The sequence below is a fragment of the Devosia elaeis genome, assembly GCF_001650025.1.
Classification (GTDB): domain Bacteria; phylum Pseudomonadota; class Alphaproteobacteria; order Rhizobiales; family Devosiaceae; genus Devosia; species Devosia elaeis.
In genome coordinates this window covers 1-18636 of the sequence record NZ_LVVY01000119.1, presented here as the reverse complement: position 1 = coordinate 18636, position 18636 = coordinate 1, and the positions used below count along the sequence as shown (strand labels likewise).

The 18636-nt window shown below is 63.4% G+C and carries 14 protein-coding genes, 1 tRNA gene and 1 pseudogene; 8 read left to right on the top strand and 8 right to left on the bottom strand.

Annotated elements, in window-relative coordinates:
• The first annotated feature begins 95 nt into the window (after nt 1-95).
• The gene (locus tag A3840_RS19755) at nt 96-263 is read left to right on the top strand and encodes a hypothetical protein (protein WP_165603195.1); all 168 of its coding nucleotides are present in this window, start codon (nt 96-98) and stop codon (nt 261-263) included.
• Nucleotides 260-1225 (top strand): annotated as a pseudogene (locus tag A3840_RS15400) (D-2-hydroxyacid dehydrogenase family protein). Before A3840_RS19755 ends, A3840_RS15400 begins: the two are co-directional and overlap by 4 nt.
• Here A3840_RS15400 and A3840_RS15395 read toward each other — a convergent pair.
• The 4 genes from A3840_RS15395 to A3840_RS15380 form a co-directional block, all read right to left on the bottom strand.
• Nucleotides 1218-2276 carry an isocitrate/isopropylmalate dehydrogenase family protein gene (locus tag A3840_RS15395; protein ID WP_067458758.1) on the bottom strand — a complete coding sequence of 353 codons (1059 nt, stop codon included), beginning with the start codon at nt 2274-2276 and terminating at the stop codon, nt 1218-1220. The pseudogene A3840_RS15400 and the gene A3840_RS15395 sit on opposite strands and share 8 nt — an antisense overlap.
• Nucleotides 2273-3364 (bottom strand): 4-oxalomesaconate tautomerase, encoded by a 1092-nt coding sequence (locus A3840_RS15390; protein ID WP_067458755.1) that lies wholly within the window; start codon nt 3362-3364, stop codon nt 2273-2275. The genes A3840_RS15395 and A3840_RS15390 overlap by 4 nt, the downstream gene beginning before the upstream one ends.
• A 74-nt stretch (nt 3365-3438) precedes the next feature.
• The gene (locus tag A3840_RS15385; RefSeq protein ID WP_067458752.1) at nt 3439-5454 is read right to left on the bottom strand and encodes a tripartite tricarboxylate transporter permease; all 2016 of its coding nucleotides are present in this window, start codon (nt 5452-5454) and stop codon (nt 3439-3441) included.
• Between the two features lie 108 nt (nt 5455-5562).
• Entirely contained in the window at nt 5563-6663 is a 1101-nt protein-coding gene (locus A3840_RS15380; protein ID WP_245676640.1) for a Bug family tripartite tricarboxylate transporter substrate binding protein, read from the bottom strand.
• 188 nt (nt 6664-6851) lie between these two features.
• Here A3840_RS15380 and A3840_RS15375 point away from each other — a divergent pair, with 188 nt between their 5' ends.
• Complete coding sequence (locus A3840_RS15375; protein ID WP_067458749.1) at nt 6852-7754, top strand: LysR family transcriptional regulator; 903 nt, start codon at nt 6852-6854, stop codon at nt 7752-7754.
• A gap of 448 nt (nt 7755-8202) precedes the next feature.
• On the opposite strand, the gene A3840_RS15370 is transcribed toward A3840_RS15375, so the two are convergent.
• Entirely contained in the window at nt 8203-8949 is a 747-nt protein-coding gene (locus A3840_RS15370; protein ID WP_067458746.1) for an SDR family oxidoreductase, read from the bottom strand.
• A gap of 94 nt (nt 8950-9043) precedes the next feature.
• Between A3840_RS15370 and A3840_RS15365 the strand changes: the two genes are divergently transcribed.
• Nucleotides 9044-9952 carry a helix-turn-helix transcriptional regulator gene (locus tag A3840_RS15365; protein ID WP_067458743.1) on the top strand — a complete coding sequence of 303 codons (909 nt, stop codon included), beginning with the start codon at nt 9044-9046 and terminating at the stop codon, nt 9950-9952.
• A 642-nt stretch (nt 9953-10594) separates the two neighbouring features.
• Nucleotides 10595-14215 carry an IPT/TIG domain-containing protein gene (locus A3840_RS15360; RefSeq protein ID WP_067458740.1) on the top strand — a complete coding sequence of 1207 codons (3621 nt, stop codon included), beginning with the start codon at nt 10595-10597 and terminating at the stop codon, nt 14213-14215.
• Between the two features lie 136 nt (nt 14216-14351).
• Here the strand turns inward: A3840_RS15360 and A3840_RS15355 are convergent.
• Nucleotides 14352-14425 (bottom strand) — tRNA-Gln (locus A3840_RS15355).
• A 237-nt stretch (nt 14426-14662) separates the two neighbouring features.
• Here A3840_RS15355 and A3840_RS15350 point away from each other — a divergent pair.
• Nucleotides 14663-15838 (top strand): Ppx/GppA phosphatase family protein, encoded by a 1176-nt coding sequence (locus tag A3840_RS15350; protein WP_067458737.1) that lies wholly within the window; start codon nt 14663-14665, stop codon nt 15836-15838.
• Entirely contained in the window at nt 15828-16568 is a 741-nt protein-coding gene (locus A3840_RS15345; RefSeq protein ID WP_067458733.1) for an RlmE family RNA methyltransferase, read from the top strand. The genes A3840_RS15350 and A3840_RS15345 overlap by 11 nt, the downstream gene beginning before the upstream one ends.
• 466 nt (nt 16569-17034) lie before the next feature.
• Here the strand turns inward: A3840_RS15345 and A3840_RS15340 are convergent, their stop codons facing one another.
• Nucleotides 17035-17748 (bottom strand): glutathione S-transferase family protein, encoded by a 714-nt coding sequence (locus tag A3840_RS15340; protein ID WP_067458730.1) that lies wholly within the window; start codon nt 17746-17748, stop codon nt 17035-17037.
• A gap of 105 nt (nt 17749-17853) precedes the next feature.
• Here A3840_RS15340 and A3840_RS15335 point away from each other — a divergent pair, with 105 nt between their 5' ends.
• Nucleotides 17854-18195 (top strand): winged helix-turn-helix transcriptional regulator, encoded by a 342-nt coding sequence (locus tag A3840_RS15335; protein WP_067458725.1) that lies wholly within the window; start codon nt 17854-17856, stop codon nt 18193-18195.
• On the opposite strand, the gene A3840_RS15330 is transcribed toward A3840_RS15335, so the two are convergent.
• The coding region (locus tag A3840_RS15330; protein WP_131798350.1) for an MFS transporter at nt 18196-18636 on the bottom strand (441 nt) is incomplete at its 5' end.

The following is an 18636-nucleotide window of genomic DNA, read 5'->3' as shown; positions in this document are numbered from 1 at the left end:
TGCCGGCCGAAGATGACCCCTTCGTGCTATTGGCACTGCCTGCCTGCCGGCGGGAAGCCTATCTATGTGTGGCTGATGATCGCAAGGAGGCCCAAATGCAGATCGGCCGTTTCATGGCGCAAGCGGTTCATGCCGTCGATGTCCATCTGGACTCGATCAGGCGATACCAGACCTATCGGATGCTCGGTACCCGCCAGGACACCATGCTGCGCGTCTGCCAGCGGGTCGCCCACCGCGACATCCATCCCGGCAGCATCGGATGACATTGCGCGTCGCCATCCTGGACGACTACCAGGCGGTTGCATTGCAACTGCCGACTGGGCCTCGCTGGGAAGCGATGTCCAGGTGACGGTGTTCAACGCTCCCTTTGCCGATGAAGCCGCGGCGGCTGCCGCCCTGGCCGAGTTTGACGTTCTTTGCCTGATGCGCGAGCGACTTGCGCTGCCGGCAAGTCTTATCCGGCGCCTGCCGGCGCTCAAGCTGGTGGTGGTGACGGGCGGGCGGACACGGACCATCGACCTCGAAGCCGCGGCGGCGCAGGGGATCACCGTATGCCACACCCATCCCCGGCCAATCGGCAGCGGCTACGCCCGAACTGGCTTGGGGCCTGATCCTTGCCCTCGCCCGCTCCATCCCGGCGGAGGATCATAATCTGCGGGCAGGGCAATGGCAGCAGACGCTTGGCGAAGCCATAGCGGGCAAGACAATGGGCCTAGTGGGACTGGGCAAGCTGGGCCGCGCGATGGTTCCGATCGCCCGGGCCTTCGAGCTCGATGTCATGGCCTGGAGTCCGAACCTCACGCAGGACCGCGCCGACGAGGTCGGCGTTCAGGCAGTCAGCAAGGAGGACCTGTTCGGCCGGGCGGATATCGTATCGCTGCATCTGGTACTGGGTGACACGACGCGCGGCATCGTTGGTGCGCGCGAAATCGGAATGATGAAGCTGGGCGCCATGCTCATCAATACGTCGCGCGGACCGCTGGTCGACGAAGCCGCCCTGCTGACTGCTTTGGAGTCCGGCCGAATCCGCGCCGGCATCGATGTGTTCGAGATCGAGCCCCTGCCAGCTGACAGCCCCTGGCGACACGCCCCCAACACGGTGCTGACACCGCATCTGGGCTTCGTCACACGAGCGGCATACGAGGCATTCTATCGCGACACCGTCGAAGACATAGTGGCCTGGCGTGCCGGCCGGCCGGTTCGCGTGCTCGCCAGCCCTAGCTGAGGCGCGCGATCACTTCGGCCGTGTAGGCATTGGTTCCCAACGGACCGCCGAGATCGGCCGTCGTCAGATGCGGATGCTCCAGCACGACATCCATGGCCTGCTGGATCGCCGCCGCTGCCGCGACGAAATTGGGCCGGTCCGTGCGCGCGCCGTACCAATCGAGCAGCATGGCAGCCGACTGGATCATCGAGGTGGGATTGGCCTTGTCCTGTCCCGCAATGCCCGGTGCCGAGCCGTGTTGCGCCTGCGCTGCCGCCAGGCTGTCGCCCGCATTGAGCGATCCGGCCAGGCCCAGGCTGCCCGAGAGTTCGGAAACCAGATCAGAGAGGATGTCGCCGTAGAAATTGGTGGTGCAGATCACATCGTAGCGGGACGCATCGCGCACCAGCAGGGCCGCCATGGCGTCCACCAGTTCCTCCTCGAGCGCGACATCGGGATATTGCGCAGCAACGTGACGGACCGCCTTGAGAAACAGGCCATCGGTCACCACGAAGGCATTGGCCTTGTGCACCGCCGTCACCTTGCGGCGACGCTTGCGCGCCAGCTCGAACGACGCGCGCGCGATGCGTTCGCTCGCCATCCAGGTGACCTTGCGCATCGAGATCGCGACGCCCTCGACCGGCATGTATTCACCGGTCCCGACGAGCATGTTGCGGTCAGGATACATGCCCTCGGTAGCCTCGCGCATGATCACCAGGTCCATCTCCGTGCCGCGATGGGGTACGCCGGCACGGGTGCGTGCTGGCCGGATATTGGCAAAGAGGTCAAGGCCGACACGGAACGCGGCCGATACATTGATGCCACCCCGATCGCGCGCCGGATAGTCCAGGTGGGAGATCGGGCCGAGCAGAACCCCGTCATGCGCCCGAGCTACGTCTAGCAGGTCGGCTGGCAGCGTAGTGCCCTGATCGGCGAGGGTTTTGAGACCCATGTCGCGATGATGGTAACTGAGGTCCAGCGCGAAACGTCGGTCCACGGCCGCCAACACGGCCGTGGCGGATGAGACGATTTCAGGCCCGATGCCATCACCCGGCAGAACAAGGAGCTTCATGCCGGAACCGGTGTCGCAGGAACGAAGACATGCCCCGCCATCAGCTTGCGCGCGGTCCGCAGGACCCCGCCGCTCAGCACTTCGATACTATTGCCGGCACGCACCAGCGACAGGGTTACCTCGAACGTGCCGCTGGGGTGTTCGATAACCACGATACACTCGGCATCCAACGCGCCCCGGGCGAGACCGTCAGCCACCGTGCCGGGAATGGCGACGCAGGAGGAGACGCAGAGGCCGCCCGTCACGGCAAAGGCCGCGTGGGTCTTGTGCGGCACGAAATATCGCGCGGCGATCGTCCCGCCCGATCTCGGTTCAGCCAGGATGGCAACCTTGGGCACGACCTTGTTGGCGACGTCTCCCAGCCCCATGCGCAGCCCCGCCTCGCGCCGCATCGCTTCGATGCGCGCGAAAAATGCCTTGTCAGCGTCGAGTTCGGCGGCCGTCTCGTAGCCGGTCTTGCCGATATCCCTGGCCCGCAGGATCATCATTGGCACGGCGACATCGACTAGGGTCACGTCTATGCCGTCGATCTGCTCCACCTGTTTGCCGGTCGGCAGTAGGGCACCCGTCTTGGAGCCCACGATATTCATGAAGTTGAGGCGGATCGGCGCGGCCGTCCCGGGAACGCCGTCAATGGCGACGTCGCCGTCATAGACGACCTGCCCGTCTTCTGTGCGGACAATCGCCTCGATCTGGCTTTCGGTATTGATGTCGTAGATGACGACCTTGGTCGTGCCTTCCGTGAGGGGCACCAGCCCCGACTCGATGGCGAAGGGACCTACGCCCGACAGCATGTTGCCGCATGATGGGGCCGTATCGACGATGGCCTTGTCTACCGACACCTGGGCGAACAGGTAGTTCACATCCACCCCTTCGCGATCAGAACGGCTGACAATGGCCACCTTGCTGGTGAGGGTGTCCGCGCCACCCAGGCCGTCAATCTGCCTTATATCTGGCGATCCCATTGCCGCCAGAAGAACGCGATCCCGCTCGGCCTTGTCCGATGGCAGGTCATCGGCGCGGAAATATGGGCCCTTTGAGGTGCCGCCTCGCATCAGGATGCACGGTATGGCGATCTGGGCGGTCATTGAGTTTTGATCCTATATTGAATGCATATGTATGCAGATTTTGCGGGCATGGTCCGCTGGGTTGTCCGGCCCCCCTAACGGAGGGGCCAGACCAATGCGTCGTAGAAGTAGTGCTGCAGGAGGCCGCCAGGCAGGTTCATGCGGAGGATGGAGGTGAGCACCAGGATCAGCGCAACGGCGCCCACCGTCAGCGCCAGTGTCTGGAGCCAGCCAGCCTTGGCCACGAGCCGCAGGAAGCCTATGAAGAAACCGACCAAGGCGAGGAAGAAGCCAACCACGCCAGTTGCCAGGATGAAGCCGACAATCCAGGCGACATAGGGCCAGAAGTCCGCGGCTCGGTTGGCATCGAGATCGAAGTTGAACGATCCACCGATCTTCCGACGGCCGGTTGCCGCCATCAGTTGCGGCCATAGCACGAGCAGACTGGCACCGACGCCGATAAGGCCCACGGTAATGGGGAACACCTTGTCGAGGAAAGACTTGCTCGAGCCGTCGATGATCGCGAAGGCGAACCAGCCAAGCGTCAAGCCGGTGAAGATCACCTGCGGCCAGATATTGCTGGCGACGACCGATTTCGATTCTTCCTCGAGCTCGTCGAGCGCCTCGATGGCCGGATCGAGCGGTTCGGTCGGCTTTCTCTTGCGCGTCGAGAACCACACCGAGACCACGGTTAACACGGCGATGACGATGGCCACCGGACGCAATGGGAAGGCGAAGCCATAGAACTGTACGGCCTGGTAGAAATAGGTCTCCACCTGTCCCGCCAGCACGAAGCCGATCAGGAAAGCCGGGCGCGGCCAGCCGAAGCGCTTGAGGAAAATGCCCAGCAGGCCCACCACCAGCAGCGCAATCAGGTCTTCGAAAGACCGCGTGGCCTGATAGGCACCAAAGGTCACGATCAGGATCATGAACGGGGCGAACAGCACAAACCGTATCGTTGTCAGTCGTGCTATCGAGGGTGAGAGCAGAATGCAGGCGGCGGTGCCTACGACGTTGGCGATGGCCAGAGTCCAGACCACGGTATAGGTCAGGTCGAGATCGCGGTTGGGATCGGCCATGGCGGGGCCCGGCTGCAGGCCGATCAGGATCATGGCGGCCAGGAAGATGGCCATCGAGCCGGAGCCGGGAATGCCGAACAGCAGGGTCGGGATGAGGTTGCCTCCGGCGCAGGAATTGTTGGCCGCTTCGGGACCGATCACGCCGCGAATGTCGCCCTTGCCGAACTGCGACTTGTCCTTGGAGGTCTGCACGGTATGGGCATAGGAAATCCAGTCCGAGACGCTGCCCCCCAGGCCCGGTATCAGCCCGATCATGGCGCCGATGCCGGACGTCCGCAGCATCAGGAAACGATGTGTCCAGGTATCCTTCAGGCCATCGAGCCAGCCCTTGCCAAGCTTGCCGGTGCTCGAAATGCTGGCATTGGAGCGCAACAGATCGATCACTTCGGGCAGGGCGAAGATGCCTAAGCCAATAATGGTGATTTCAATCCCGCTCATCATGTAGAGCGACCCGAACGACATGCGTTCGCCCCCCGCGGCGGGCGCCGTGCCGATGCAGCCGACGGCCAGTCCCAGGGCACATGCGGCAACGCCCTTGGCTAGGTTGTTACCGGCCAGGACGCCAACCATGGACAGGCCGAATAGGGCCAGCATGAAGAGCTCGGCGGAGCTGAAGCTGAGAATGAGCGGGCGGGCGACAATGACAATGCCGGTCAGGCACAAGGCGCCAAACAGCCCGGCCACCAGCGAGGCCGAAAAGGAGGCGCTCAGGGCCCGCGCCGCCTCGCCTTTGCGCGCCAGGGGAAACCCGTCGAGCACGGTGGCCTGCGAGGCAGCCGAACCGGGAATGCCCATCAGAATGGACGAAAACGTATCGGAGGTGGGGATGACCGCCAGCAGGCCCACCATCATGGCGACCGCGGAGGTAGGTTCCATCCCATAGACGAAAGGCAGGAGCAGCGACATGCCTGCAATACCGCCCAGGGCAGGCAGGATGCCCACAACCAGTCCGACCGTGACGCCCACTAGCATGAAGCCGAGATTGGTCAGGGTAAACAGGTTCTGCAGGGCGTGAAGGAGAACGTCGATCATGGCATGTTCCTCAGGATCGGCCGTGCCGCCGCCCGGAAGGGCGACGGCCGGTGCCGGGAGGCGAACGAAGCCGGACTGCGGCGCGCTGTCGGCCGCGGTCCGAGGAGACTAGAACTGCACCTGGTAGTCCGTGGTCAGCATTTCCCGCACCCAGTCGCGGGCGGCGGGCTCCACACTGGTGGCAACGGCATAGAGCTTTTCGATGTCGGGGCCGACCGCCTGGACATAGTCGCCGAGAATATCGCCCTTGATCGCCTGGAGCTCCTGGTCGTTGACGGCGTCCTCGAAGGCCTTGCGATAGGTGAAGACGATATCCTCCGGGGTCCCCTCGGGCAGCATGGCCGGCTTCTGGGCGGCGAAGCCCGAACCGAAGAAAGCCATGTAGGCGTCGAATTCGACGCCAGACGGGGCGCTGCCATGCATCATCTCATAGGCCTCGACGAAATGCGGCAGGTCGGGGAAGGTCGGGTCGCGCTGCACGGTGCCATTGGCATCGAGCACGCCCCAGGAGAACATGGGTACGGCGTCGCCTTGTTCGACAAGCGGCAAGACGTTGGTGAGGTAGGCCGATGAGGTTTGGTAATCGATCGTCGCTTCGCCGCGCTCGAAAGCAAGGCGCCCATCGCTGCGGCCGGTCATGCCGAAGACATGGCGAACGTTGAGGCCCAGTACGCGGAAGGCCAGCAAGGGCACGAGGTCGAGCGACGTCGCCCCCTGGCTGCCATAGACCAGTTCCTCGCCGGTAATCTTGCCGAGTTCGGCGGGGCTGGTAACGCCGAAGCGGGCCGGCAGGTAGACCACGCCGCCGGTGGGCGACACTAGTACCGGAGCGAGCTTGGCATAATCGTAGCGGACGCGTGGATCACCCAGCAGGAACGGGAATTGCGTCGAGGCGGAGGTGCCCAGGAGCGACAGCCCATCGGGACGGGCGCGGGCGACGAATTCATTGGCGCCAGTGATCGACCCGCCGCCAGGCACATTGCGGATAACGACATTGGGCTGCCCCGGCAGATGCTTGGACAGGAAGGGGGCGAAGAAGCGCGCCCATACGTCGGAACCGCCGCCTTCCGCGAACGGCATCCACCACTCGATGGTCTGTCCCGCAAAGTCCACAGGCCCCTGAGCCAGGGCCTTTGGCCCGAGAAGCGCCGATGCGGCCAGACCCGAAGCAGCGGCAGTTATGAAGTTACGACGGCTTAGCTTGATCACGATAGTTCCTCCCATCATCGTTATCGTATACAAAGGTACACATTGATGCAGGGTTGTAAACCCTGCTGGATAGCCGGTTCGATCCGGCATTGGCCGTTAGTTATGCTGTGTTGGATTGATATGTAAAATGCGCTTTTTTGTTATATTAATGCAATTTGCGCATCGCTTGTTGGGGAGGCCTCGGAAGAATGATTTTTAACTGTGACACGCTCGATTTGCGCGCCTTCCTCGCACTGATGGAATTGGGGAATTTTCACCGTGCCGCGGAGACTTTGAACATTTCCCAACCGGCGCTGTCGCGGCGTATCCAGAAACTGGAAGCGGCTGTCGGTGCGCAATTGTTCGAGCGGACAACGCGGCAGGTTGCCCCGACAGCGGTCGGCCGTGAGCTGACCCCACTGGTTCGCCGTCTGCTCGATGAGTTCGATACGTCGCTGTTTTCGTTCCGGGACATGGGCATGCGCCGGGGGGGGCTCGTGACCATGGCTTGCCTGCCGACGGCGGCATTCTACTTCCTGCCGGCGGTCATTCGCGACTTCAACGAGGAATTCCCCAATATCCGTTTTCGTATCCTCGACCTGACGGCCAATGACGGGTTGCATGCCGTATCGAGGGGGGAGGTGGAATTCGGTATCAATTTCCTGGGCGGCGCCAGCGCGGAACTCGACTTCCTGCCGCTGGTGGACGATCCGTTCGTGCTGGCGGCCCTGAAGGATCACCCGCTTATGGCCATGAACGAGGTGAGGTGGTCGGACCTGCAATCCTATCGCTTGATTACCGTAGATCGCTCGAGCGGCAACCGGACGCTGATGGATTCGGCGCTGGCCCGTTCCAACCTGCAGATGAAATGGTTCTACGAAACCACCCATCTGTCGACATCGCTCGGGCTGGTGGAGGCAGGGCTCGGCATTTCGGTGCTGCCGCGGCTGGCGACCCCGTTCAAGGAGCACCCGATACTGACGACGCGGCCGCTGGTTTCCCCTTCGATATCCCGGACGATCGGTGTGGTTAGCAGGCGCGGGGCCAATGTTTCGCCTCCGGCACAGCATTTCATCGAGATGCTGACAAACCAGTGGCGCTATCACCGCTGATCCGGTTTTGCGGACGATAGCGGGGGTAAGCAGAGCATGGTCCCACTATCTCGATGTCTTGCGTTACGCGTTGGTCCAGCGCCCCCCATGAAGTCCAGCTTTTCGGTATCGGGTTCCCGGCACCGGCTCCGTACTCTCCTAAGCGGGCCAATCTTCCTGCCACGCCATTGGGTCGCCCGTCGCGGCAAAGCGCAGCCAGGCATCCATGATTGCTTCAGACAATGTCCCGTCGTCGTCCGTATATGACGCCTGCTGCAGCGCCGCATCGCGGCCAGGATTTCGGGAAGCCGGCGACCCGTCTCAACGCCGGAAAGGGGCGCGCTTCCGTAGTGCAAGGTGCGGCCATGCGCCGAGCGAGCCATCTGGATGGTTGGCTAACGTCCCGCCCGTCTGCCTCCGAGTTTAAGTCCTCGGCGCTGTCGCTAAAGACCGCGCCAAGGACGATTTTCTAGTGTTCCAAGGCAACCGCGTCGGCACCGGCAGGGATACGCATTGGCGTGGATGGATCGGTCGCCGCCCGCCAGATGGCATCAACGACATCCGACGACAGCGTCTTGGGCGCGCCCGGCGTGCGCATGGCTGAGATAACGCTGTTCGCGAAATCAGAATAGGCCTCGGGGAAGCCACCATTGGCGGTCAGCAAGGCCATCGCGTTGCTTCCGAAGCTTGTATCGGGGGCCGCACCAGGGAGCACGATTTTGACCGCGATCCCCAGTGGGGCCAGTTCGAGTGCGAGGGATTCTGTGAAAGCATTCACTGCGGCCTTGCTGGCCGTATAGACTGACAGCAAGGGCAGTGGCTTCATGGTGACGCTTGATGTCACGTTGATAATGAGCCCAGCCCTGCGCTGCCGGAACTGCGGCACGACAGCATGAACCATGCGCATGGTGCCGATGGCATTGGTCTCGAAGATCGACCGGGCAACGTCGATCGGCGTTCCCTCGAGCGCATTGAGCCAGCCGATGCCGGCATTATTGACCAATACGTCGATTGGACCGGCGGCCTCGATGGCGTTACGAACGCTTTCGCCGTTGGCGACGTCCAGGGACAGCAGGACCAGGTTATCGGATGCCGGCAAAAGCGTTGGTTTCGGCGATCGCATGGTGGCCACAACCTTCCAGCCTTGTTCGAGGAAGTGCCTAGCGGTGTCGAGACCAAAGCCGGAGGAGCAGCCGGTGATGAGAACGGTTTTCATGGAAATGTCCTTTGCGTTGATACGACGCCTATGTGGACCGTTAGGCTAGGACCTTCTATAATGTTAAATCCTGACTGCGTTAGAGATCGTCCGAATGATCGACCCTTTGGCCGAAATCGTATCCATGCTGCAGCCAAGTTTGCCCTTCTCCAAGATGGCGAGCGGGGCCGGCTATTGGCGGGTTGACGGCGCCGGAGATGGAAGCCCGTTCTTCGCGGTCATCCTCGAAGGGTCGATCAATTTGTCGATCAATGGCCAGCCCGATATCCGGCTGGAAGCGGATGACTTTGTCCTCATTCCCGCAGCCTATGCCTTCACCATGTCCAGCGATTGCGAGCCGGACGGTGGCAGTGATCCGTTGCGGGTCACAAAGATTGGCGATGAAACGCGTCACGGTGATCCGTCGGGGCAGCCCAATATGCGTATCCTGATCGGTCGACTTGCTTTTGGAGCGCCTGACACAACGCTGGTCTTCGCGTTGCTGCCTTGCCTGCTGCTTGTCCGTGGTCAGGCGCGGCTCACTGACCTTGTCCGGATGATCCGCGAGGAGGCGAAGGCGGAGCGGGCTGCGAAAGGCATCGTACTCGAGCGCCTTCTCCAATTGCTTCTGATAGAGGCGCTACGTTCCGATGCCGCTGGCCTTGAAACCCCCGGGCTATTGCGTGGCTTGGCGGACAGGCAACTTGGCCCCGTGATCCGTCTCCTGCACGAGGCGCCTTCGAGGAGTTGGACGGTGGACGAGTTGGCGCGCGCCGCGACCCTTTCGCGATCCGCATTCTTCGATCGCTTCCAGAAGCAAACGGGCATGGCCCCGATGGAATATCTACTTTCGTGGCGCATGGCTTTGGCCAAGGATATGCTGCGGCGCCGTGACGGGGGCATCAAGGAAATTGCCAGGCGTGTCGGGTATGGATCGGCCAGCGCCTTCAGCGTGGCCTTCTCCAAATTTACCGGCTTGCCACCCAGCCAATATGGTCGGGCTGATCCAACAAACGGAATGTGACATCCTTCATCGGCTGGCCAAAGCTCAAGAGCCCACCGTCCGGTTTTCCCAGAGGGGACGTCACTTGTTTGTCGATGCACTTATGTTGGCTTTTGGTAATTCGTGAAGGCTCGTCAAGCGACCAAAGTGGAGGCATGACTGAGCAGGAATTCTGTCGGCTACATAACTTGCTGCGCCGTCCGCCAAGTTCGTGACTGCGGGCGAGGCTATTTCAGTTGCCACGCTTGAGCAGCTACCAGAGCAGCCCGCGCTAGAACGCGCCACGTTGCGCGGTCATGGCAATGCCGCGTTCGTTGCAGCCGACGCGAACCAACCTTCGCCCGGGGGCCTTGCCAAGCACGGATTGACGCCAGCAGAGCTGGTCCAGCGTATCGAGCGGACCCTGCATTTGCCGCAACAGGCGACTTTCCTCCGACCAACGAGGACCCGGCTATCCGCTGCGGTTCCGGCAATGCCCGCAGCTTCCAGCGTGCCTTCAAGGCCCGGTCTGGATCGACGCCCGGCCAGATGCGTGAGGCGATCGCCCCGGTGCATGCCGCTAAAACTTGAGACGCTCTGTCACTCAATTGAGATTCCCGGTCACTCGTGCTTGGGCGGTCGCCACCTTACCATCCGCGCGAGTTTGGCTTGGGATGATGAGGCATGGGAGTTCTCGCTTTTCGAGGCGCGATCCGGCGTGCATTGAGCAAGGCGCTGGCGACAGTGGGCTTCCCCGGGGGCCGGAGGCGGGCAGCTTTTCCATCTGTCAGGGTTGCGCTGGGTCTGCTTGCCTTTTTCGCCATGGCGCTGCCGACGCTTGCACAATCCGCCGTCATCCTCTCGCAACCACAGGATGTGAGGGCTGCCAGTTCGGCGAGCGCTAACTTCTCGGTCAGCGCGAGGGATGCCGTCGACTACTACTGGGAAGAAAGGCTTCCCGGAACGAGCGCTTTCGGCGATGTCAGTTCCGGCATCGTGGGGGCTAGGACATCGACACTCACCGTACCTGCAATGAATTGGCGCAACGGCGTTGCCTATCGCGTGTGGGTGTTGGGCGCGGACGGCAACGAGATCGTCTCCGACATCGCCGTGCTGACGGTGGCGATGCCGATTCGGATATTCTCCCTGGAGCCCTACAATGTACCGATTTCCGGGAATGTCGAGGTGACGATCACGGGACAGACCTTCACGGGCGTCGAGCGTGTCACGATCGGCGGCGTCGACGTTCCTTTCATGATCGAGAGCGACACCACCATCGTCGTGACTGCGCCGCCCGGCGAAGTCGGCTATGCCGATCTTGTTCTCACCACCGGATCAGAAAGCACCCACACCAGCCTTCTTTACGGCGAGGCGACCGAAGCCCCCGTCATAACCGGGATATCGCCGCCCTATGGCCAGCTTGAGGGCGGCGAGCGGATCACGATCACAGGAGAATATTTCTCGGGCGCGCATCTTGTCATGATCGGTGATGAAACCGCCATTGATGTGATCGTCGAGAGCGACACGCAAATTTCATTCATAGCGCCCGGCCGTGGCGCGCCTGGATTTGCCGATATCTTCGTCGCGACGCCGTGGGGCGGAGGGAGCCTTGAAGGCGCCTACACCTATCTCAGTTCGCGCCTCGATGGACTTTCGCTTTCGGCTGGGACGTTGACGCCCGCCTTCGACCGGTACCGGACGGATTATTCGGCCACTGTCGATACCAACACCACTTCGGTCGTCGTTTCGCCGACCTTCTGGGATGCAAGGCAGGTGGCCATCATCGCGGGCGAAGCCCTCTCGCACGGCCAAAGCTCATCGCCCATTACGCTTGTTCCTGGCGAGAATATCCTGAAAATCAGGGTGCTCGATCAACTCAGTCTCGACAGCACGATCTACACCGTCGCCGTTACACGCCATTCGGGCGCGCCACCCGCCATTCTTGTCCATCCTGCGGATGTGATCGCCGATAAGGGGGGCACGGCTGTCTTCAGTGTCGTGGCGGAAAATGCCGCAACCTACCAATGGCAGATCCGGGTACCGCCCGCGGCGGACTTCCATGACGTTCCCGGTCTGCCCGAGGTATCGGGGCAGCAAACGGACACGCTGACGATCAGCCAGCTGCCGGCGTCTGCCGACGGGACGCATTTTCGCGTCGCAGTCACCGATTGGGATCGCGGAAGAACCATCTATTCCGACCCCGCAAAGCTCTCCATACGGCCCGCAATCCGCGTCGACCTGGTCGAACCCGACAGCGGCGGGCTTGCGGGTGGCGAGAGCGTAACCATCCGTGGCGCAGGCTTCACGAGCGAGGTAGCGGTCACCTTCGGCCCGCAATCTGCGAGCTACACTTTCGTCAGTTCGACCGAATTGACCGCACGCGTACCGCCAGGAATGGCGGCAGGCCCGGTTGACGTGGTGGTGAGCACCCGCTCCGAGGACGGCCGCTTGCCCAATGGATACACCTATCGCGAGGAGAACGGTCCGATGATCGGCTCCATCGCGCCCAGTTCCGGCCCGGTCACGGGAGAAACACGCGTGGTCATCACCGGTGAGCACCTGAACGGCGCCACGGCGGTCACCTTCGGCGGCGTTCCCGCATTGGACTATGTAGTGAACGGGGACCGCGAACTCGTAGCGATGACGCCACCGCATGGCGGCGGTCCGGTGGACGTCGTCGTCACGACCCCGATCGGCGAGGCGAGGCTCGCTGGCGGGTTCCGGTACGAGGAGGAGGCGCCCGGAGCGTTCGTCTTTTCTCCGCCGGGCGGCGCCCTCGCCGAGGCGATGGCGGGCGAGGACTATCGCCAGGCGATAACGGCGACCGGGGGAACCGGGACACTTCTTTACAGCCTCGAGGCCGGTCGTCTGCCTCGCGGCGTGGTGCTCAACACCGCGACCGGGGAGCTGACCGGTCCCATTGATGACGATGCGCAGGGGAATTACGCGTTTACCATCGGCGTGGCGGACCGGGCCGGAACCACGGGGTCGGCAGGCTACACTCTCGTCGTTAAACCCCGGGGCATCTCGGTCAGCAGCCGGAAGATCGATGTCCCGGCTGGCTCGACGCCGCTGCCGGTTCGCCTCGACGAGGGCGCGACCGGCGGGCCATTCAGCGATGCGCAGATCGTTTTCGTCGATCCGCCCCAAGCGGGAACGGCAACCGTGTCCCATGGCGACGTAGCCCAGGCGGGGCCGGTCGGACCGCTCGGGTGGTATCTGAAATTCTTGCCGGCCAAAGGCTTCGCCGGCGAAGCAAGGATTGGTTTCCGGCTCCGTAGCGCGGTGGGCACGTCGGGTGTCGGCGTGATCACGTTAGTGATCGCCTACGATCCGGAAAAGGTCGTCGAGGAGACCCACGCCCTGCTCGAAGGCTTCGTCGAGACCCGCATGGGGCTGGTCGCGTCGAGCTTGCAGGTCCCGGGTCTTCTGGAGCGGCGGCGGCTTGGCAGCGGGGGCGAGACTGTATCGACGTCGTTTTCGCCTTCGCAGTCGGCGCTCGCCTTCAACTTCGCGACGAGCCTTGCGCAGATGAGTGGTGCCGGAGCGCAGGATGACCAGATGCCCCGGTTCAACCTGTGGATCGATGGCACTATCATGGCCCACAACCGCTCCGGAGACGACGATCGCTGGGGCAGTTTCGCGATGCTTTCGGCGGGTGCGGACTATCTGCTGAGCGAAAAGGCCCTGGTGGGTGTGGCTTTCCATGTCGATCGCATGGTCGATCCTGCCGAGGAGCACAGCACCGTGACCGGCGCCGGCTGGCTGGCCGGTCCCTATGGCTCGTTCGAACTGGGCGAGGGCGTGTTCTGGGACACGGGGCTGTTCTTCGGCGGATCCGCCAACGACATCGATACGCTTTCATGGGACGGCGCGTTCGATACCCGAAGGTGGGTGTTCGACACGATGGTTACCGGCCAGTGGCAGCTCGACGAAACGACGAGGCTGACGCCACGCCTTAAGGCCCTCTACCTGTCCGAAACCGTTGACGACTACGAGATCACCAACGCTGCGGGCGATACGTTGGCCATCGACGGCTTTACCAGCGAGCAGCTGCGGATAAGTGTCGGGGGGGAACTCGCGCGGCTCTTTCCGCTGAGCGGCGGCATGATGCTGACCCCGTCGATCGGCGTTGATGCCGGCCTCTCGCCCCTGCAGAAGTGGAGCGCCTTCGGCTCTCTCTCTGCCGGGCTGACGTTGACGCAACGCGGGGCGTGGTCGGTAAACGGGCGGCTGATGCTCAACATGGACACGATCGGCACGACCTCCATGGGCGCCCGGGCCAGCCTTCAGGGTGGTTTCTAGCGCGGCCAAACGTTTGAGCGTCGTCGTCGCATCGCTCTTCGGCCAGTGGCTCCGTCATTTATTGGGGCGGACCAATGTCTGGTTCACAGGACCGTCTGTTTTGGGATTTGGCCGCCAAAGCGGGCATGGGAGTTTTTGGCTGGGGAACCTGGATTCGAACCAAGATCGACGGAGTCAGAGTCCGCTGTTCTACCATTGAACTATTCCCCAGCATCAGCCGTCAGGCTGGGCGGCGTGTCGGAGCTGAGGCTGCGAAGCACGGCGCGGGGTCTCATTAGACAAAGCGGAATGAGATTGCAAGCGCCTGCGCGAACTCTGCTGTAAACATCGTTTTCATTGCGCTGCGGCCCCCCTTGCTCTACCCTCGTTTCCGACAATGCAACATGACGTGCGTTCGGGCGCGACCGGCTGGACCGGTCCTGGCGACCGCGTACGAAGGAGACAGACGTGACCGATTCGAATCGGTCCGCCGCCGCCTCGGTCCTCCTGGCCGATGCGGGGTCTGGTGCACCTTCCGGCGCCATCCGGAAGGATCGGGCCGGCATATCGCCGCCCCGCACCGACCAGCGGACGCCAGCCCATTCGCCCCGTCGCGCGCGCGGCCCGCTCTATGCGGCGCTCGATCTGGGCACCAATAATTGCCGCCTTCTGATCGCCCGGCCGCATGAACGCGGCTTTCGCGTCCTCGACGGTTTCACCCGCATCGTCCGGCTGGGCGAGGGGGTCTCGGTCACGGGGCGCCTGTCCGATGCGGCCATGGAGCGGACCATGGAGGCCTTGCGGCAATGCCGCAACAAGCTGCGCGATCACCAGCCCACCCGCATGCGCCTCATCGCCACCGAGGCCTGCCGGGCGGCCGAGAACGGACCGGCCTTCCTCAAGCGGGTCAAGGACGAGCTGGGGCTGGATCTGGAAATCGTCGACCGCCGCACCGAGGCCGAGCTGGCGGTGACCGGCTGCGCCGATCTGATCGATGGCGAGGCGCAGGGCGCGCTGATGTTCGATATCGGCGGGGGCTCCTCGGAGCTGGCCTGGCTCGATTTTCGCGGCGGCCGTCCGCGGTCGCAGGGGCGCATGTCGGCCTCGATCCGCTCCTGGCAATCGCTGCCGGTCGGCGTGGTCTCCATCGCCGAGAAATTCGGCGGCGTCGATGTCACCCCCGCAATTTTCGAGGCCATGGTCTCCCATGTGGGCGAGCATCTGCGCCAGTTCCGCGGCCGCGAAAAGCTGCGCCAGATGATCGGCAGCCACCCCGTGCACCTGATCGGCACCTCGGGCACGGTCACCACGCTGGCCGGCCTGCATCTGGGGCTGGAGCGCTATGAGCGCCAGAAGGTGGACGGGCTCTGGATGCGGCGCGACCAGGTGGACGAAACCATGCGGGCCTTGCTCGGCATGCCGTTCGATCGGCGCGTTTCCCATCCCTGCATCGGCAAGGACCGGGCGGATCTGGTCCTGCCGGGTTGCGCCATTTTCGAGGCCATTCGCCGCGAATGGCCCACCGAGCGCGTGCGCGTGGCCGATCGGGGCCTGCGCGAAGGCATTCTGATTTCACTCATGGATGCGGACCGGACGCAGCGCCGTCCCGGCCGCTATCCGCGGAGGCAGGGCAATGGTCAATAACAAGGCATTGGGCACGGGCGGTCGCAAGTCCGACAAGGATCTCAAGATCCGGGTAAAGACAGCCAAGGGCCGCAAGGTGGCGTCCACCAAATGGCTGGAGCGCCAGCTCAACGATCCCTATGTCGCCCGCGCCCGGTCGGAAGGCTATCGCTCGCGCGCCGCCTTCAAGATCAAGGAGATGGACGAGAAGCACAAGCTCTTCAAGAAGGGCATGCGCGTCGTCGATCTGGGCGCCGCGCCTGGCGGCTGGTCGCAGGTCGCCGCCAAGGCGGTGGGCTCCACCATCGAAAAGCCGCTGGTGGTGGGCATCGATTATCTCGATATGGACCCCATTCCCGGCGTCGTGCTGCTGAAGAAGGATTTCACCGAGGACGATGCGCCCGCCATGCTTATCGAGGCCATGGGCGGGCAGGGGGCCGATGTGGTCATGAGCGACATGGCCTGGCCCACCACCGGCCATCGCGCCACCGACCATCTGCGCATCGTCCACCTGATCGAGATCGCCGCCGGGTTCGCCATCCAGGTGCTCAAGCCCGGCGGCTCCTTCGTCGCCAAGGTGTTCCAGGGCGGCACCGAGCATGAGCTGCTGCACATGCTCAAGCGCCATTTCAACACCACCTTCCACGTCAAGCCCCCCTCGAGCCGCAAGGACTCCGCGGAAGCCTACCTCGTCGCCAAGGGTTTTAAAGGCTCGGCCCCGGCCGAAGGCAAAATCACTCCGGTGGAGTGATTTTAGGGGCCGAGGCCATGAGGGCTATGCCCGAATGGCGGGTAAGCCCCGGCCGAAGGCAAAATCACTCCAGTGGAGTGATTTTAGGGGCCGAGGCCATGAGGGCTGTGCCCGAATGGCGGGTGGCCCCGGCCGAAGGCAAAATCACTCCAGTGGAGTGATTTTAGGGGCCGAGGCCATGAGGGCTGTGTCCGAATGGCGGGTGGCCCCGGCCGAAGGCAAAATCACTCCAGTGGAGTGATTTTGGGGGCCGAGGCCATGAGGGCTGTGCCCGAATGGCGGGTGGCCCCGGCCGAAGGCAAATCACTCCGGAGAAGAAAAAAGCTCCGGTAGCGTGATTTCAGGGGCTTTGCACGAAACGAATGTGCGGCTCCGGTGGAGCCGCACAGGTCAGGAAGGCCCGAATGGCGGGCAGGGCCGGCAGGCGATTGAAGAGCCTGCGAACTGACCCAGGCCCGGTGTCCGGTCAGGCAGCCGCCCGGCCAAGGTTCTCGATGAGGTTATCGAGCGCGACGTGTCCCCTCAGCGCCCCTGATCCCGTCGGGCTTTTGCCGTCTTCCAGCGCCAGCGCGAAAGCGACCGCCGGCTCCGCTTCCAGCCGCCGCCGGATCGCCGCCAGCTTGGGCCAGCGTTCGGCCTCGGCGACCTCGTGAAAGTCGAGCCATCGCGCCACCCCGATGAGCACGCCATCGGCCAGGGTGGGGCGTGTGCCGACCAGGTACGGCCCCTCGCCTGCCATGGCCTCCAGCTTGTCGTGACGTTCGATCACGGCCTCGCGGCCCCATTGGCGCAGGTTGGCTTGCAGCACGGGGTCTGGCTTTTCCATTTCCAGCGCCGCCCAGAGCGGGCCGAAGGCCGCCGTAAAGCCGGTATTGATGAATGCCGTCAGCTGCCACATGCGATCGGCCTCCGCGCTGGTCGGCGCGAAGCTGATTTTTCGCTCGGTGTCGCGCGCGGCCAGCCATGCGGCGATGGCCATGGTCTCGGTCACCGCGCGACCATCCGGCGTGATCAGGGCAGGGGTTTCGTGCCGGGCATTGATTCGCGCATAGCTTGGGTCGCGCATTTCGCCGAGCATGTCGACACGGCACAGGCGATAGGGCGCGCCTAGCCATTCCAACGCCGCGATCAGGCCCATGGAGCTACCGGCCGGGTGGCCGTAAACAAGGATCGGTTCCATCCATCATCCTTCCAGATTGGCAAGTTGATGCTGCGCAGCGGGGTGGAACCTAGGCTGTCGCGCGCCTAAGTAAATTACGGACATTTTTGTAACCAGGAGCGCCCCATGCAGACGCTGGTCTCAGCCTGCCCCATCGAGGACGTCATGCGCGTGCTGTCCGGCCGCTGGCCGACGCTGCTGCTCTACTATCTGAAGGACGGCACCAAGCGCTTCAGCGACCTGCGGCGCGACAATGCCACCGTGTCCCATCGCATCCTGGCGCACGAACTGCGCAAGCTCGAGCAGGCCGGTCTGGTGATGCGGACCGCTTTTCCGGGCTATCCGCTGCGGGTCGAATACGACCTCACCCCGGCCGGGGTGCAGCTCGTGCCGCTCATCGAAAACCTTGCCGATTGGTGGGAGGCGGGCGCGCCGGCGCGTCGCGAGATGTCGCGCGCCGCGCCGTGATCAATGCACGTGCGGGCCGCCGAGCAATTGGTGGCCGGCATTTTTCGGCAGGCGCAGGAACAGCAGCGTCGCGATCGCGCCTACGGCGGCCACCGCATAGAAGGCGATATGGAAATCGATCAGCGCCAGTTCTTCCCCGCCGCGCAGCCTGTGGGCCAGCTCCAGCATGCCCCCGCCCAGCGCCACGCCCATGGCGAACATCAATTGCCCCCAGACCTGGCTCATCACATTGGCCTGGCCGGCATCCTTGTCCTCGATATCGGCGAAGGTGAAGGCGTTCGAGCCGGTCCAGAAGGTCGATTGCCAGAAGCCGGTAAAGACCAGGATGGCCAGCATCAGCGGGATCGGCGTGCCGGGCACGTAAAAGCCCATGACCAGGATGCCCGCCGATGAAATGGCGGCGGAGATCACCAGCGGATATTTGAAGCCCCAATGGGCGAA

What these genes read in the sequence shown, in the direction of transcription:
- A3840_RS15395 (WP_067458758.1), bottom strand. Translation starts at nt 2,276, where the DNA reads ATGAAGCTCCTTGTTCTGCCGGGTGATGGCATCGGGCCTGAAATCGTC.
- A3840_RS15335 (WP_067458725.1), top strand. Translation starts at nt 17,854, where the DNA reads ATGCAGACGCTGGTCTCAGCCTGCCCCATCGAGGACGTCATGCGCGTG.
- A3840_RS15385 (WP_067458752.1), bottom strand. Translation starts at nt 5,454, where the DNA reads ATGATCGACGTTCTCCTTCACGCCCTGCAGAACCTGTTTACCCTGACC.
- A3840_RS15345 (WP_067458733.1), top strand. Translation starts at nt 15,828, where the DNA reads ATGGTCAATAACAAGGCATTGGGCACGGGCGGTCGCAAGTCCGACAAG.
- A3840_RS15360 (WP_067458740.1), top strand. Translation starts at nt 10,595, where the DNA reads ATGGGAGTTCTCGCTTTTCGAGGCGCGATCCGGCGTGCATTGAGCAAG.
- A3840_RS19755 (WP_165603195.1), top strand. Translation starts at nt 96, where the DNA reads ATGCAGATCGGCCGTTTCATGGCGCAAGCGGTTCATGCCGTCGATGTC.
- A3840_RS15370 (WP_067458746.1), bottom strand. Translation starts at nt 8,949, where the DNA reads ATGAAAACCGTTCTCATCACCGGCTGCTCCTCCGGCTTTGGTCTCGAC.
- A3840_RS15390 (WP_067458755.1), bottom strand. Translation starts at nt 3,364, where the DNA reads ATGACCGCCCAGATCGCCATACCGTGCATCCTGATGCGAGGCGGCACC.
- A3840_RS15365 (WP_067458743.1), top strand. Translation starts at nt 9,044, where the DNA reads ATGATCGACCCTTTGGCCGAAATCGTATCCATGCTGCAGCCAAGTTTG.
- A3840_RS15340 (WP_067458730.1), bottom strand. Translation starts at nt 17,748, where the DNA reads ATGGAACCGATCCTTGTTTACGGCCACCCGGCCGGTAGCTCCATGGGC.
- A3840_RS15375 (WP_067458749.1), top strand. Translation starts at nt 6,852, where the DNA reads ATGATTTTTAACTGTGACACGCTCGATTTGCGCGCCTTCCTCGCACTG.